The organism is Kitasatospora purpeofusca (genome assembly GCF_000718025.1).
GTDB lineage: Bacteria > Actinomycetota > Actinomycetes > Streptomycetales > Streptomycetaceae > Kitasatospora > Kitasatospora purpeofusca.
This window is the reverse complement of record NZ_JODS01000027.1, coordinates 81735-97442: the sequence shown is the minus strand read 5'-3', so window position 1 is coordinate 97442 and position 15708 is coordinate 81735. Positions and strand designations below refer to the sequence as shown.

The 15708-nt window shown below is 75.5% G+C and carries 7 protein-coding genes and 1 pseudogene; 4 read left to right on the top strand and 4 right to left on the bottom strand.

All coding sequences use genetic code 11. The features are described from left to right. The first annotated feature begins 427 nt into the window (after positions 1-427). Positions 428-709 (top strand): helix-turn-helix domain-containing protein, encoded by a 282-nt coding sequence (locus IF01_RS0130645; protein ID WP_078880459.1) that lies wholly within the window; start codon positions 428-430, stop codon positions 707-709. Between the two features lie 309 nt (positions 710-1018). Here IF01_RS0130645 and IF01_RS50370 read toward each other — a convergent pair. Then, positions 1019-1210 (bottom strand): annotated as a pseudogene (locus IF01_RS50370) (hypothetical protein); the annotation flags it as partial. Between the two features lie 101 nt (positions 1211-1311). Next, positions 1312-4038 (bottom strand): helix-turn-helix transcriptional regulator, encoded by a 2727-nt coding sequence (locus tag IF01_RS51165; protein WP_078880455.1) that lies wholly within the window; start codon positions 4036-4038, stop codon positions 1312-1314. A gap of 184 nt (positions 4039-4222) precedes the next feature. Here IF01_RS51165 and IF01_RS0130635 point away from each other — a divergent pair, with 184 nt between their 5' ends. Next, positions 4223-6376, top strand: a complete 2154-nt coding sequence (locus IF01_RS0130635) for a M4 family metallopeptidase (protein WP_030396839.1) — start codon at positions 4223-4225, stop codon at positions 6374-6376. A 1246-nt stretch (positions 6377-7622) separates the two neighbouring features. After that, positions 7623-11132 carry an ATP-binding protein gene (locus IF01_RS0130630; protein WP_244215678.1) on the top strand — a complete coding sequence of 1170 codons (3510 nt, stop codon included), beginning with the start codon at positions 7623-7625 and terminating at the stop codon, positions 11130-11132. Positions 11133-11243: 111 nt separating this feature from the next. On the opposite strand, the gene IF01_RS42540 is transcribed toward IF01_RS0130630, so the two are convergent. Both IF01_RS42540 and IF01_RS0130620 read right to left on the bottom strand, forming a co-directional pair. Further along, positions 11244-11549 carry a hypothetical protein gene (locus IF01_RS42540; RefSeq protein WP_051742640.1) on the bottom strand — a complete coding sequence of 102 codons (306 nt, stop codon included), beginning with the start codon at positions 11547-11549 and terminating at the stop codon, positions 11244-11246. Then, positions 11549-12313 carry a hemerythrin domain-containing protein gene (locus IF01_RS0130620; protein WP_051742641.1) on the bottom strand — a complete coding sequence of 255 codons (765 nt, stop codon included), beginning with the start codon at positions 12311-12313 and terminating at the stop codon, positions 11549-11551. Before IF01_RS0130620 ends, IF01_RS42540 begins: the two co-directional genes overlap by 1 nt. Before the next feature lie 456 nt (positions 12314-12769). Between IF01_RS0130620 and IF01_RS0130615 the strand changes: the two genes are divergently transcribed. Continuing rightward, positions 12770-15571: an ATP-binding protein gene (locus IF01_RS0130615; RefSeq protein ID WP_051756519.1), complete on the top strand. Its 2802-nt coding sequence runs from the start codon at positions 12770-12772 to the stop codon at positions 15569-15571. Positions 15572-15708: the final 137 nt, after the last annotated feature.

Below are 15708 nucleotides of genomic sequence, written 5' to 3'. Positions count from 1 at the left end.
CCACAGCGGCGACCGCAGGCAGATCCGGGCCTGACCCCCGGACCGTTCCGTGCCGCTCCCGATCCCCCCGAGGAGCGGCACGGAACACCCCGAACCGCCGGCCGCCCGCCCGCGGAGACGGGGCAATGCGATATCGCCCGGCCCATGAAGTCTCACCCCGGGCGGACACCGCAGACCCCAAGGCAAGGACGGTGGTTTCCGGTCACGCGTACGCGATCCCCGCACACCCCCTCCCCCGGGGCGGTGCGGAACCCGAGGACCGGCCCAGGCCGGTAGGTGGTGTTGTTCCCCTTCGGGGCCCCGGAGCCGACACGGCTTCGGGGCCCCTCGACGCGTTCTCCCCGAGAACCAGAGAGGTGCAGTGACTACAACGACCAGCCCCGGCACACCCGACAAACTCGACGACGACGACTACCCCGCCTACACCATGGGCCGGGCCGCCGAGATGACCGGCACCACCCCCGGTTTCCTGCGAGCCCTCGGTGACCAGGGCCTCATCACCCCACTGCGTTCAGAGGGCGGACACCGGCGCTACTCCCGCTACCAACTACGGATCGCCATGCGCGCCCGCGACCTCGTCGACCAGGGCACCCCCGTCGAAGCCGCCTGCCGCATCGTCATCCTCGAGGACCAACTCGAAGAAGCCCTGCGCATCAACGAGCAACTCCGCCGCTCCCAGCACGGCCACGAACCGGCCGCTGACACCTGACGGACCGGCAGAACTCCCGGCCTGCAGTCTCCTCCAGTGGTACGGCCGCCCGCCGCAGGCGCCAGAAAGACGGGGCGACCTCGCGCTGCACGCTCTGGTCGCCCCGAACGGTGACACCGCACACGGCACAGGACGTGGCGGCTGGAGGGTGCGGCCGGGCCGGGCCCCGCCGCGGACAGGTGCCCGGGACGGGTCCGGTCCGAGACGGGTACTCCGCCCGGGGCATCGGCCCCGGGCGGAGTACCCGTCGTCTCGCCGACCGGGGCCGCCGACGGCTCCACGGCACCCGGACCAGCGGCCTGCCCCCGGGAGGGCGGCGAACGGCTTCAGGTGCTCCGAGGTCTGGAGGACCTCCGCCACCCGCTCCCACCACAGGGACACCGGCGCGAGCCTGCCGGTGATCACCGCGCCGGGGACCACCACGGTCAGGGACATCTGGTTGCTGTGCTCGGACTCGACCATCGCCGCGATGTCGACGAGCAGCCCGTCAGGGTTCGACATGCCCAACAGAATAGGACATCGCCTCCGCGACCCACGGGCGCCGGGGGCAGGTCCAGCGGCAGCCGTGGGTGCGGGATACGCGCATGAAGCGGGGCGGACGGTCATTCGGGGGTCGGGGTGATCGCGTGGGCGAGTTGGACGCGGGAGTGGAGGTCGAGCTTGCGGTAGATCCGGGTGAGAGTGGCCTCGACGGTTTTGACGCTGACAGTCAGGGCCGCGGCGATGTCCCGGTTGCTGGCCCCGGCGGCGGCGAGGCGGGCGCAGCGTTCTTCGGCGCCGGTGAGGCGGGGGTGCGCACCCGCGTCCGCAGAGCTGGTTTCCAGGCGGTGGAGAGCGTGGGTGGCGGCGTCGGCCCAGGGGTGGGCTGCGTGGGCGGTGAAGAGGTCGGCGGCTTTCTGTGCGGCGGTGCGGGCGCCGGCGCGGCGGCGGGCTCGGCGTTCGGTGTGGCTGAGGGCCAGGAGGGTGCGGCCTCGTTCGAGCGGGAGGTCGCGTAGGCGGTCGGCTGCGTCGGTGAGGCGTTGGGCGGCGGTGTCGTAGTGGCCGCGGGCTGCGTCCAGCAGGGCCCGCGAGCGTTCGAGGGCGGGCAGGACGGAGGTCCGGCCGAGGCCGGTGGCGGTGCGGTGGGTGTCGGTGAGCAGGTCGTCCGCCTCGTCGGGGCGGCCGACGGCGAGCAGGGCCTCGGCCAGATCGGCGTGCCAGCGCAGTACGGACGGGTCGCGGACCTGCTGGCGCTGTTCCAGGGCGCGGACCTCCTGCAGCGGCTCCAGGGCTTCCTTCGGGCGGTCGGCGGCGAGCAGGAGGTGTCCGAGGGCGTAGAGGTTGCGGGAGAGGAAGACCTTGTTGTCCTCGTGTCGGGAGGCGTCGATGCCGCGGCGGGCGTGGGTCAGGGCGGTGTCGGTGCGCAAGGCGGTGCCCTCGACGAGAGCGGAGGTGTAGCAGGCCGGGCCGGGGAACAGGCCGGCGTTGTCGGACAGGGTCTGGGCTCGGTGGGCGTAGGCGAGGGCCTTGGCGCAGCGTCCGGTGCGCAGTTCGGTTTCGGCGAGGCTTCGCAGGAGGTCCACGGTGGCCTCGACGTCCCCGGTCCGCTGGGCCTGGACGAGTAGGGGCAGCAGCGTGGTGCGGGCCTGTTCGGGGCGGTCGTCGAAGAGGGCGTGGCGGGCGGCGAGGTGTTCCGGGGTGGCGTTGACGGGGACGGGTGCGGTGCGTGGCAGGGAGAGCGCGCGCTCCAGTGTGGTGTGGGCTTCGGGGTGGCCGAGGATGCGCTGGATGCGGGCCTGCATGGTGAGGGCCAGGGCGGCGGTGGTGGTGTCGTCGGCCGCGCGGGCGAGGTCGGCGGCGTGGGAGGCCAGGGCGGCGGCCTGTTCGGGGGCGCCTTCGTTGACGTTGGCCCAGATGGCTTGGCGGAGCAGGATCTGTGCGGTCAGGTCCGGTCGGCCAGCTGTTTCGTGGATCGCGGCGGCGAACAGTTCGTCCGCGCTGTGGAGGTGCTGTCCGCTGGCGTCTATCAGGGCCAGGAGGGCGCCGACGCGTTGGGCGGGGCTGGTGTCGTGTTCGAGGACGAGGCGGGTGGCGGCCCGGGCGCGGGGGAGGTCGCCGCAGTGCGAGGCGTCGCGCACCGCGGTCAGGGCCCGTTCGGTGAGCAGGCCGGTGTCCTCGTGCGGGGTGCGCTGGGCGGCGAGGAGGGAGAGTTCGGCGGCCAGCGGGTGTTCGCCGCGCATCCGGGCGTGGCCGGCGGCGCGGGCGGCGTCGCGGGCGGTGTGCCGGGCGGTGCGGGGGTCGCCGGTGTCGGCGGCCAAAGTGGTGTGGCGGTCGCGGCGGGCGGGGTCGTGGCAGGCCTGGGCGAGGCGGGCGTGCAGGAGGCGGCGCGCGGTGCCCGGGAGTCTGGTGACGAGTTCGGTGCCGACCGCGGAGGCGGTGAAGCGCACCTGCCCGTCGCCGTCTCCGGGGTCGATCAGTGCGGCCGTCTCGGCCTGGGCCAGCAGGTGATCGGCGGCCGGACCGGCGAGGCGGGCCAGCAGTTCGCGGTCGGGGCGGTCGTCGAGCGCGGCGAGTGTCAGCAGTTCGCGCACGTCGTGCGACACAGTCTCGAGCCACTCTCCGAGCAGTCGGCGGGCCGCCGGGGGCAGGGTCGGATCGTCCTGGCCGCTGCGGATGCCAGCCTCGGCGAGTGCCAGGGCCAGGGCGGGGTTGCCGCCGCTGCGGGTGTGGAGCCGGGCGACGGCGTGCGGATCGGGCCGGTGGGGGGAGAGGAGGGAGGCGATCTGGTGGGTCGACAGCGCCGGGACGCGCACCGGGTACGCGTCCTCGTCGATCCAGTGGCCGCCGGCCGCCGGTCGCCATGTGCGCTCGGTGGCGATGGCGGGCAGCTCCGGGGCCTGCCGCAGGGCCCAGCCCAGTACAGCGGTGCTGGCCTCGTCCAGCCACTGGGTGTTGTCCACCACCAGCATCACCGGTGGCGCCTCCCGCAGCACCGTGGCGGTCAGCCGGCGTAGCCGCAGGGCCAGGGCGCTGCCGTGCGGCGAGGTCGGTCCTGTGCCGGCCTCGTCCAGTGCGTCCGCCAACTCCCTTGCGGCCCGAAGTGGTTGGAGAGCGAGCGCGAGTTCGAGCAGTCCGGTGTACGGGATGTCGGCGTCCTGCGGGCCGGGGGCCAGCCGCAGCACGGGGCGGCCCGACCGGCGCGCCAGCGCGCCGGCGGCGGTGGTCTTGCCGATGCCGGGCGGCCCGAACAGCACCACCCGGCGGATGCCGCCCAGGTCGTCGGGCGCGATGGACGGCGCGGTGCCATGCGTTTGCCGAAGCCCAGTGAACCACGTCGCGGAGTCTTGCATCGGGCCATCGTGCGACCCCGGTACCGCCGCGGTCCAGGACAAGGGTTTCCCCTGATTTCGGCCGCCCTCGGTCTTCCCTAGCCTCATCGCCACAGTCGAGCTGTTCTCCGGTTGCCGGACGCTCCCCACCCATGGCGTCCGGCTGCCCTCACCCCCTCAACCCCAGCTCGGCGGGAGGAATGTCATGTCCCGCAAGAACACTCTGGCGGCCGCCGTCGCAGCGGCCCTTGCCCTGGGCACCGTGACCGTGGTGGTCACGCAGTCCACCGCGGCCGCCGACTCACCCACCGCCCGCCCCGGCGCGGGGCTCCGCGCGATGGCCGCCGACGTCCGCGCCGAGGCGATACGCACCGCCGACCGGGAGGCCGACACCGTCGCGAAGTCGCTCGGCTTCGGCCCCGACGAGCGCCTGGCGGCGAAGGACGTGCTGACAGACACCGACGGTGCCCGGCACGTTCGCTACGACCGCACCTACCGCGGCCTGCCCGTCATAGGCGGCGACCTGGTCGTCCACTACGACAAGAACGGCAAGGCCTCCGGCTCCGACCAGGCCCACCGAGGCGCGATCAAGGTGGCGGCGGTGACGCCGAAGCTGAGCGCGGGCGAAGCCTCGGCCGCGGCCGTCCGGCACGCCAAGCACGTCAAGAACGCCAAGACCGACGGCGCGGACGGCAGCACCCTGGTGGTGTACGCGGTCGGCAAGGTCCCCGTGCTGGCCTACCGCTCGACCGTCACCGGCGACGGCGAGGCGGGGGCCGGCTCGCGCGAGGCGGTGATCGTGGACGCGGGCAGCGGCGCGCCGCTGGACCAGTACGAGCTGCACCAGGGCATCGGTGGCACCGGCAACGGCGTCACCGTCGGCCAGGTCTCCATCGAGACCACCCAGACCGCCTCCGGCTACACCCTCACCGACGCCTCCCACGGCGGCACCATCGTCTACGACGCCTACAACAGCCCGCAGTCCAACCCGAGGCAGAACGCCCGCGCCTTCGCCAGGACCACCAACACCTGGGGCAACGGCACCGCCTCCAGCCGCGAGAGCGCCGCCGTCGACGCTTCCTACGGCTTGGCGAAGACCTGGGACTTCTACAAGAGCGCCTTCAACCGCTCCGGCATACGCAACGACGGCCGCGGCGCCCCCGCGTACGTGCACGTGGACAACCAGCTGGTGAACGCCTTCTACGACGACAACTGCTTCTGCATGTACTTCGGCGACGGCTCCTCGCAGAACGGCAACACCCCCGTCACCGCCGTCGACGTGGCCGGCCACGAGATGAGCCACGGCGTCACCGCCGCCACGGCGAACCTCAACTACTCCGGCGAGTCCGGCGGCCTCAACGAGGCCACGAGCGACATCTTCGGCACCATGGTCGAGTTCTACGCCGGCAACAGCAACGACCCCGGTGACTACTACATCGGCGAGAAGCTCAACATGCCCAACGGCTCCCTGCGCCGGATGGACAACCCCGCCTCCGACGGCAACAGCCTCGGCTGCTGGACCTCCAGCGCCGGAACGGTCGACGTCCACTACTCCTCCGGCATCGCCAACCACTTCTTCTACCTGGCGTCCGAGGGCACCGGTGCCAAGACCATCGGCGGACGCGCGCACAACGGCACCACCTGCAACAACGACACCTTCACCGGCATCGGCAAGGACAAGGCCGCAGCCGTCTGGTACCGCGCACTGACCGCCTACATGACCTCCACCACCAGCTACGCCTCGGCCCGCACCGCCACCCTGCAGGCCGCCGCCGACCTGTACGGCACCAACTCCCAGGAGCGGTACCTCGTCTCCAAGGCGTGGGCGGCCGTCAGCGTCGGCACCGCACTGCCCGACCCCGGCACCCCGACCCCCACGCCGACCCCCACCTCCACGCCGACCGGCAGCCCGAGTCCGAGCGGCAATGCCCTGACCAACGGCGGCTTCGAACAGGGCACCGCCGGCTGGACCCAGAGCGCCGACGACATCACCAGCTCCACCCTGCAGCCCTCCCACGGCGGCTCCTGGTACGCCGCGATGATGGGCTACGGCACCTCCGCCACCGAGTCCCTCTCCCAGGCGAACATCGCGGTCCCCTCCGTCGGCAGCCCCAAGCTCACCTTCTGGCTGAAGGTCAGCACCCAGGAGTCCGGCGCCACCGCCTACGACACCCTCAAGGTCAACGTCAACGGCACCACGCTGGCCACCTACTCCAACGCCAACGCCGGCTCCGCGTACCTCCAGAAGACCGTCGACCTGTCCTCCTACAAGGGGCAGAACGTGAAGCTCGAGTTCGCCGGCGCCGAGGACCCCTACCTGACGACCGTCTTCCTCCTCGACGACGTCGCCATCGGCTGACCCCCCCCGCACTCCGTGGCCGGCCCCTGCTGTGGGGCGGCGCCGGCCACGGGGCTGCCGCGTCCACGCTGGGCAGCAGCGAACGCGGCAGCCTGCGGCCGACCCGTGGGGCGGGTCGGCCGCAGGGACGGTCCCGCCGCCCGGCCGACCCGCCGGCCGCAGGACGCCCCTCCACCGCTCGACACCGCCGGGAAGACACCCGAGCCGGCGGAGCACGAGCCCCCGCTCAGCAGCAGACCCGCTGCCAGGAGCACCCCAGGCCGCAGCCGGAACCCGGCTCCGCGCCGACGCCGGCTCCACCACGGACCAGCAGCCGACAACCCAGCGACTGCTCGGCGCCGGCGGGTCCCGACCGGACCCGCACCGGTGGAGCACGGCGTTCTCAGGGGTCCTTTCCGTCCGATGTTCCATCCCGAGACTCGAATCACAGCGACTGGCGCACCTGGACGTCGCCGATGCCGAGGTCGCGCCGTCAGGCCGACCGGACGTCACCGGCCTGATCGATGTCGGCCCGCTTCCCCCGGTCGCCGGCCCCGAACGCGCCGAGGCGTTCGCCGCCCGCCGGGCCACGCTGTCACCGACGAACCGCTCGCCCCGGCGACGTTCGGTGACCTGCTCGCCCCCCTCCGCGGCGCCGACGCCGCCGGCGGCGTGGCGGCACTGTACGACTTCCCTCTCACCCTCCCGGGCCATGGGATCGCCCCGCCGTTCCGCCCGGGCGCTGCTCGGCCCGCACCCCGGCACCCCCCCTCCGGTGGCTGACGGGCGAGGTCGGGCAGGTCCTGTCCGGCGGCTCGGCGTCCGCCCCGGGCGTCGCACCGGATCCGCCGTCGCCGATGGCCCGACCGCCGGTCCCAGCGGGTGTCCCAGCGCCTCGGCCGGGGACGGGACACCGGGGATCCGGGCGGGCCGAGGGCCCGGGCCGGGACGGCCCGGGGACGGTGGACCTTGGCCCCGGCGGGCCGTTCGCGTCCGGCCGGTCCGGGTGACTGATGTGCAGGTCAGTCAGGGTGTGGCGGGGATTGAGGGGGAACGCCGGATCCGTGGTTTCATAGCCCCTCGGGGGAGGTCCGGACCGGCCTGTTGGCGTCCGTGCAGCGAGAACCGGGGGCTTCGGGGATGGCGGGACCGTCTCCGTGGGGCGTCCGCGGGGTGTCGGGGCGGTCCGGGCGGCCAGGTGCGACACGCCGGGTTCCCGGAACGGCCTCCCCGGCCATCAGACAGCTGTTCGGTAGGTTGATTCGTCATGCTTGGTGTGCGCGTGCTGGGACCGATGGAGGCAGCCGTCGGTGGGGAGCGGCTGGTGCTCGGCCGGCCCCAACAGCGTTCCGTGCTGGCGCTGTTGCTGATCGGCCGGGGCCAGGTGGTGTCCGTCGACCGGATCGTCGACACTCTGTGGCCGAGTACTCCTCCCCGCCAGGCCCTGGCCTCCCTGCATCCCTACATCTCCAACCTGCGCCGGGTGCTGGAGCCCGATCGTCCGCCGCGGTCGGCCTCCGGGGTGCTGCTCAGCGCCCCGCCCGGCTACGCGGTACGGCTGCCGGCGGAGGCCGTCGACGCGTGGCGGTTCGAGGCCGTGGTGCGCGAGGCGCGGGACGCCGAACCGGGTGCCGCCCACCGGCGCCTGACGGAGGCGCTCGGCTGGTGGCGGGGCCCCGCGTACCAGGAGTGGGCGGATCAGGACTGGGCGCTCGCCGAGGTGGCGCGGCTGGGCGAACTGCGGTTGGCCGCACAGGAACTGGCCGCCGCGGCGGGGTTGCGGGCCGGGCGGCCGGCGGAAGTGGTACCGACCGCCGAGGAGTTGGTGCGCGCGGACCCGCTGCGGGAGGAGGGGTGGCGGCTGCTCGCCCTCGCCCAATGGGCGACCGGCCGGCAGGCGGACGCCCTGCTGACCCTGCGCCGTGCCCGGACGGCGATCGTCCAGGAGCTCGGCCTCGATCCCGGACCGGCCCTCGCCGAGCTCGAACCGGCCATCCTGAACGGGCGGTTCGACGTACTGCGGCAGGCCGTGCCCGGGCACGCCGGGAGCGGGCCGGCCGTGGCCGGGACAGCACCCGTGGACCGGTCTCCCGCCGGGACGGCGCCCGCTGATGGGGCATCCGCCGACGTGGCACCGGCCGAGGCCGACGTGGAGGACCGTCCGTGCCCGGTGGCCCGGTTCCTCGGCCGGGAGGACGAGTTGGACGGGCTCCGGGCGGTGGCCCGGGACGCCACCCGTACCGGGGGAGTGGTGCTGGTGAGCGGGAACGCGGGTGTCGGCAAGACCGCTCTGCTCGACCGGTACACCGCGCTGCTCCGCGCGGACGGTTGGACGGTCGTGACCGGTAGCTGCCCCGACGACCCCGCCACGGCACCGGTCGGCGGCTGGGTCCAGGCCCTCACCGCACTCGCGCGGCTCGCCCCGCCGGCTGCCCCGGGCCCGGTCGACGACCTGCTCGCCCCACCACCCGCGGGCGGCGCCGCGGCGACCGCGGACGCGACCGCGGCCCGGGCCCGTCTGCACGCCGACTTCCGGGACCGGCTCACCGGTGCCGCCGCGCGAGGCCCGCTCGCCGTCGTGATCGACGACCTCGGGCGGGCCGACGCGCAGACCCTCGCGCTCCTCGGCCTCGCCGCCTCGCTGCGCGGTGTGCCGGTGCTGGTCGTCGCCGCCTTCCGTCCGGACGACGGCGGGCAGCGGCTGACACCGCTGCTCGACGAGCTGGCCGCGTGTGACCCCCACCGGCTCGACCTGCGGGGGCTGCCCGCGGCGGAGGCCGCCGCGCTGGTCCGGGCGGTGGCGGGCGTCCCCGTCGCCGCCGAGGCGGTCGCGGCCCTGACCGAGCAGAGCGGCGGCAATCCGCACCACTTGGTGCAAGCCGCCCGGTTGTGGGGGGAGGCGGGCGCGCCCGCCTCGGCCGGTGACCTGCCCCCGGGGCCGAGGGAGGTGCTGCTCCGCAGGCTGGCGCGCAGGTCGGCGCCGGAACGGCGGTTGCTGGACCTCGCGGCGCTCTGCGGAGGCGAGGAGGAGACGGCGCTCCTCGTCGCGGCCGCGGCCCTCGATTCCTCGCCGGATTCCTCCGCACCTCCGAGCCCCGTACCGCCGACTGCCGTACCGCCGACTGCCGCCCCGCCGAGCGCCGTACCGGCCGGACTGCTGGCCGCCGGGCTGCTGACGGAGAGCGCTCCGGGCCGGGTCCGACTCGCCCACCCTCTGCTGCACGAGATCCTGGACGGCGAGCTCGCGTCGGTCCACCGCCATGTCCTGCACGGCCGTCTCGCCACGGCCCTCGAACGGCTGCGCCCCGAGGACTGGGCCGGCCTGGCCCGGCACGCCGCCCGCTCCCGGGAGGAGGCCCGTGCCCGGCAGGCCGTCGACTGCGCGCTGCGTGCCGCCGACCGGGCGGAGCACCGGCTGGCGCACGATGTGGCGGCGGAGCTGCTCCAGTGGGCGATCGACGCGGCGGACGTGCTCCCCGGGTCGGAGGCCGAGCGGGCCGGGCGGCTCGTCGGCCTGCTCGGCAGGCTGCTGCGACTGCAGGTCAGGGCCGGTGCGGCCGAGGCCGCCCTGCGGACCAGGGAGCGGGCGGTGTCGGTCGCCCGCCTCGTGGCGCGCGACGACCTGCTGGCCGTCGCCCACGCGGCCTGGACCGAGCCGACGCCCTGGTTCACCCGGCCCCACCGGGAGACCGACCGCAGAACCGTCGAGACCCTCGAACGGCTGGCCGCCCGGGAGGACCTGGAACCCGCGGTGACCGCCGGGCTGCTGCAACGGATGGTCGAGGAGCTGGCCGGCACCGCTCCCGGCCCGGCCCTGGAGGCCGCCGAACGCCAGCTGCGGATCGCGCGTGCCGCGGGCGATCCGGGCCTGCTCGCCGCGGCACTCACCACGATGACGCGGCTGATGCCCCACGAGTTCCAGGGCGAGCGCCGCGGCTTGGCGATCGCCGAGCTGCGGGACCTGACCGAGGAGCACGAGCTCCCGGCCTACCGGTGGGTGTGCGAGCACGTCGACGCGCGGATCGCCGCCGTCTGCAACGACGCCGAGGCCGTACGCGAACACGCCGAGCGCGGGGTGGAGATCGCCCGGCGGTACGGGATGCCCGAGGCGGAGGCCACCAGCACCGCGACCCTGGCGATGCTCGCCCACGCGCGTGGCGAGTTCGAAGAGGCGGAGCGGCTGTACGGGCGGGTCCGGGCGCGGCTGCACGGCGGGAACGCCTGGCACGGCGCCGACCTCTACGACCGCGGGCTGGTCGCCGTCCGGCTCGGCCAGGGCCGGGTGGAGGAACTGGAGCCGCACATGCGGGTGCTCTACGACACCTGGGGTGTGCTCGGCGGGGAGGCGTTCGCCGTCGTCCTGGCCCTGCAGGGCAAGCTGGACGAGGCCCGGGCGGTCCGGCTCGCCCCGGTGCCGACCGCCGACCACTTCTTCGGGGTCCGGCTCGGAGCCCGGGCCAAGCTGGCCTGCCTGCTGGGCGACCGGCGGGCGGCAGCCGAACTCGTTCCCCGCCTGGTGTCGTTGCAGGACCAGCTGGGATCGGCCGCCACGGGGGGCTTCTGCACCCGGCCGCTCGCGCTGGCGCTGGCCGAGGTGAACGTCCTGCTCGGCGACATTCCGGCCGCCCGGCTGGCCTACGCCCGGGCGGAGGAGGTCGCCCTGCAGTGGGGCGCCGAGCACCTTGCCGCGGACGCCCGGGCGGGGGCGGCGGCGCTGACCGCCGATCGACCGGTGATACCTGCTCCCCGCACCGCGCCGACCTTCGCCGACCGGTAGCGCGGACCGGTTGCGCGGACGGGTGGTGCGGTGCGGTGGCACGGGCGGGTCACGGTCGATCCGCGGTGCGTCACGGCTGCCGGGCTCAGGGCCGCGGAGGGCCCCCAGCGGTCAGTGGGAGCCGTCGAAGGCGCTGTCACCGGCGACCCGGTATCCGGCCCGGCGCATCAGCGTGACCGCGGCCGCGGTGCGGGCGACGCCGTCGTGGAACGGGTCGGCGAGGGCGTAGAGGCCGGAACGGCCGGGGATTTCGTGGAAGCCGAGCCGCTGGAGCATCCAGGACGCGTTGGCCCCGGCGGTGCGGTCGGCCGCCACGATGCCGTGCTCCGGGTGGCGGCCGAAGGTCACATCGGCCGGCCCGGTCCACGCCGTCGTCCGCACCGGTCCGGTCCGGAGGACGGGCTGGTCACCGGTCATCACGGCCCGGACACTCCCGGGCGGCGCGTCGCGCCGACCGCCGCACTCGCGACGGCGTCCGCGTCCGCGCCGGCCGGCGGGGCCCCGGTGAGGTCGCCGCGGACCCTCTGCATCTCCCGGCGGTACTGGCGCCGCCCGGCCAGGCGCCAGAGCAGCCGGGCGGGCAGCGGCAGCCGGCCGAGGAACTCCGCCCGCTCGCTCTCGGAGGCGTCCTCCAGGATCGCGCCCAGGGCGATCATCAACCGGTGGCGCGGGGTCCGGGCGAGGCCGCGCTCGCCGACGGCACGCCACTGCTCCGGTCCGATGTGCGCGGCCACCAGGGGCATCACGGTCGCCTCCTCGGCGTCCAGGTGGGCGCGGAGCAGGTCGTGGTGGTCGCGCAGGGCGGCGACCAGCGCGCCGCGGGTCTCCTCGGAAGGGTCGGCCGTCCAGCGTTCCATCAGCGCGGAGGTCCTGCCCAGTCCCTCGTCGAGGGCCTGGTGCTGGGCCTCCACCAGAGCCAGGCGCCCGGCCTCGTCGGGCGTCAGCCGCGGGCGCAGCGGGGGCCAGAGCAGTTCGTCCTCGCCGGTGTGGTGGACGTGCAGTCCCAGCACGTAGAGGTGCCAGGCGCCCGCGAGGACGTCGGCGCGGTCGGTGTCACCCGCGGGAACGGCGGCGACGAGGGTGGCCATCAGCCGCGACTCCCGGCGGAAGATCCGGTGGATCATCGCCATCTCGCGGGTGTAGGGGTGGAGGCCGGCCTGGGCCTGATCGATCGGTGTCACGTGGACCAGTGTCGACAGGACCCCTTGGCAGCCACTTGCTGCCGGAGCGTCGGCCACCGGGGCGCCCGGCCACCGGAGCGCCCGGCCACCGGAGCGCCCGGCGTCGGCGCGCCGCGGTGGCCGGAGTCACTCGACGGGCGGGTCAGTGCGGCGAACTCCGCCCGGGCGACCCGGGGCGCCGCCCCTGCGGTCGCGCCCAGGACGGCGGTCCGGAACTCCGCCGGCAGGCCGGCCCCGGGCAGCGCCGCCGCGCCAAGTGGGCGCCAAGTCCGGCCCGGGGCGCGGGCGCGGCGCCCGTGGCCGCGACCCGGCCGGACGACCGGTAGTCTGGCCCGCGCGCTGCCGCCGGGCACCTCGGTCGGCCGTGCGACGGTCGGTGGCCGCCGCCACTCGCGGGTCCGGTCCCGACGAGGACGACGGACCCGGGGGACGGGTCCCCGGGGAGGCACGACGCAGGTGGAGAGCACGCACCGCCAAGGGCAGGCCAGCCAGGACCAGGAGCCGGGACCGGCACGGCTGGTAGGGCGCGCCGGGCAGACCGCGCGGCTGAGCGAGGCCCTGGAGGGCGCGCGGACCGGGGGCGGCGGGGCGGCGGTGCTGCTGCGCGGCGAGGCCGGCATCGGCAAGACGGCCCTGCTGGAGTGGACCGCCGGCCGAGCGGCCGAGGCCGGGTTCACCGTGCTGCGGGCGGTCGGCTCCGAAGTGGAGCGCGAGTACGCGTTCAGCGGCCTCCACCAAGTCCTCTGGCCCCTCCTCGAACAGGTCGGGGACCTGCCGCCGCATCAGCGGGACGTCCTGGAGCACGCGCTCGGCTTGCGCCCCGGTCCGCCGCCGGGCGGCTTCACCGTGGGGGCGTCGGCCCTCGCGCTGCTCGCCGCGGCGGCCCGCAGCCGTCCGCTGCTGCTGCTGGTCGACGACCTGCACTGGGTGGACTCCTCCAGCATCGCGGTCTTCGCCTTCCTGCACCGGAGGATCGCGGCCCTGCCGGTCGTCATCGTCAGCGCCAGCCGGCCCGAGGACTCGACGGTGGAGGCCTGGTCGATGCACCCGGTCGAGGTCGGCGCGCTCTCGTCCGCGGAGGCCGGGGAACTGCTCGACTTGCGCCACCCGGGCCTGGCCGGCACCACGGCGGCCCGCCTGCTGGACGAGGCGGGCGGCAATCCGCTCGCCCTGGTGGAGCTGCCGCGCCAGCTGCGCCGCGGCCAGCTGCGCGGGATCGTTCCGCTGCCGGAGCAGCTGCCGCTCGGAAGGCGGCTGGAACGGCTGTTCGCGGACCGCCTGGCCGGACTCTCCCGGGCCGCCGAACGAGTCCTGCTGCTGGCCGCCCTGGCCGGGCCGGGGGCGTCCGGGGGCTCGGCCGCCTGGCTGCGAGCGGTGGGCGAGGACGTGGAGCCGGTACTGGAGTCGCTGGAGGCCAGCGGGCTGGCCCGGCTCGACTCGGCCGGCCGTCTCGGCTTCCGGCACCCGCTGGTGCGCCGGGCCGTCATCTCCCGGGCCTCCGGCGCCCGGCAGCGCGAGGCGCACCGGCTGCTGGCCGAGGGCCTGACCGCCGACGACCCGAGGCGGCTGGTGCACGAGTCCAGCGCGGCGCTGCTCCCCGACGACGACCTCGCGGCCCGCCTCCAGGAGGCCGGCCACCGGCTGGTGCGGCGCGGCGGTGACGCCGAGGCGGCCCTGCTGCTCGACCGCTCGGCGGCGCTCACCGCCGACCCGGCCGAGCGGGCGCGCCGACTGACCTGGGCGGCCGTCGCGGCGGCCCGGGGAGGTCAGTTGCGGCACACCGCGCGGCTGGTCGAGGAGATCGGCCGCGGGCCGGTCCCCGCTGACATCGCCCCGTTGTTCTCGTACGCCGTCGTCTACGTGGACCAGAGCCACCGGGTGGAGTTCGCGTCGTCCGTCGAGCTGCTGCCGGGGACGATCGAGGCGCTCTCCAGGCCCGGCGCGGAGGCTTTCGGCGGGCTCGCCGAGCAGGCGTACTTCAAACTGCTGCTCGCCGCCGTGTACACCGGCGACGCCCGGGCCTGGCAGGTGCTCGCCGAGTACCGGGGCCTGGTGTCCCCGCTCGCCCGGCTCTGCCACCGGGCCTGGTCGGACCCGGCGCGCACCGCGCACGGCGTGCCCGGTCTTCTCACCGCCCTGCTGGACGGCCTGAATCGCGGTCAGGAGGCCGGCGCAGCCTGGCTGCTGCTCTGGACGGCCGCGGCAGTGGACGCCGCCGACGGTCCGTTGCGGCGGCGCTTCGCCGGCCAGCACGGCTACGCGACCCGCGGGTCCGTGGCCAAGGCCGAGGTCTACCGGGCCTACCTGCGGGGCCGTTGGAACGAGGACGCCACCTGTCTGCACGAGGCCGAGGCGGCCGAGGAGCTCGGCTACCACTGCAACGCCCTGCTGTTCCGGCACTACCACGCGCACTTCCTGGCCGGGCGGGGCGACGAGGAAGGCCTGCGCGAGGCAGACCGGCGGATCCGCCCGGTCGCCGAACGGGCCGGCATGCGCTTCGTCACGGACCAGCTCGACCACCTGCACGCGCTGGCGGCCCTCGCGCACGGGCGCGACGAGGACGCCTACGGCCGGCTCAGCGCCCTGATGCGGCCCGGCGAGCTGCCGGCCGGCCTGCCCTGGTTCCACCTGCCGTTCCTCGACCTGGTGGAGGCCGCCGTGCGGACCGGGCGCCGGGCGAAGGCGGCCGCGCACGTCGCGGCCGGCCGTGCCGCGCGGATGGACGAGATCTCCGGCCACCACGCCTTCCTGCTGGCCGCGGCGGAGTCGATCGCCGCCGACGACAGGCATGCCGATGCCCTGTTCGAGGCGGCCTGCGCCGTTCCCGGCGCCCGGCGCTGGGTCTTCACCTTCGCCAGGCTGCAGCTGGCGCACGGCCTCCGGTTGCGCGCCAGGGGATGCCGGGACGCGGACGCACTGCTGGGTGCGGCGCGTCGTACGTTCGGGGAGCTGGGTGCGGTGCCGTGGGCGGATCGCTGCGCCGGGCTGCCGGGAGCGGCCGGAGCCGGCTCGGGCGGACCGCCGAACGGGCCCGGGAGCCGTCCGCTGACCGGGCAGGAGGTGCGGATCGCGCGGCTGGCCGCCACCGGGCTCGGCCCCGCCGAGATCGGCGAGCGGCTCGGCACCGGTCCGCAGGCGGCGGCGGCCGGGCTGGCCAAGGCGCTCGCGAAGCTCGGCGTCGCCGGGCCGCCCGCCCTCGCCGCGGCACTGACCGCGGCGGGACTGCTCGCCCCAGTGGCGGTGCCGCAGGCCCGGTGACGGATCGTCGGCCGGGCCGTCGCGCGCGACCGGTGGCGCCGGGGCAGTGAACGGTGGCCGCCGGGGCAGGACGGCCCGGCGGGCGGTGACGGCGGGGGCGTGGCACGGGTTTGCTCGGTGGAGTCCGCTCCGGCGAC

What these genes read in the sequence shown, in the direction of transcription:
- IF01_RS0130635 (WP_030396839.1), top strand. Translation starts at nt 4,223, where the DNA reads ATGTCCCGCAAGAACACTCTGGCGGCCGCCGTCGCAGCGGCCCTTGCC.
- IF01_RS42540 (WP_051742640.1), bottom strand. Translation starts at nt 11,549, where the DNA reads ATGACCGGTGACCAGCCCGTCCTCCGGACCGGACCGGTGCGGACGACG.
- IF01_RS0130645 (WP_078880459.1), top strand. Translation starts at nt 428, where the DNA reads ATGGGCCGGGCCGCCGAGATGACCGGCACCACCCCCGGTTTCCTGCGA.
- IF01_RS51165 (WP_078880455.1), bottom strand. Translation starts at nt 4,038, where the DNA reads ATGCAAGACTCCGCGACGTGGTTCACTGGGCTTCGGCAAACGCATGGC.
- IF01_RS0130630 (WP_244215678.1), top strand. Translation starts at nt 7,623, where the DNA reads ATGCTTGGTGTGCGCGTGCTGGGACCGATGGAGGCAGCCGTCGGTGGG.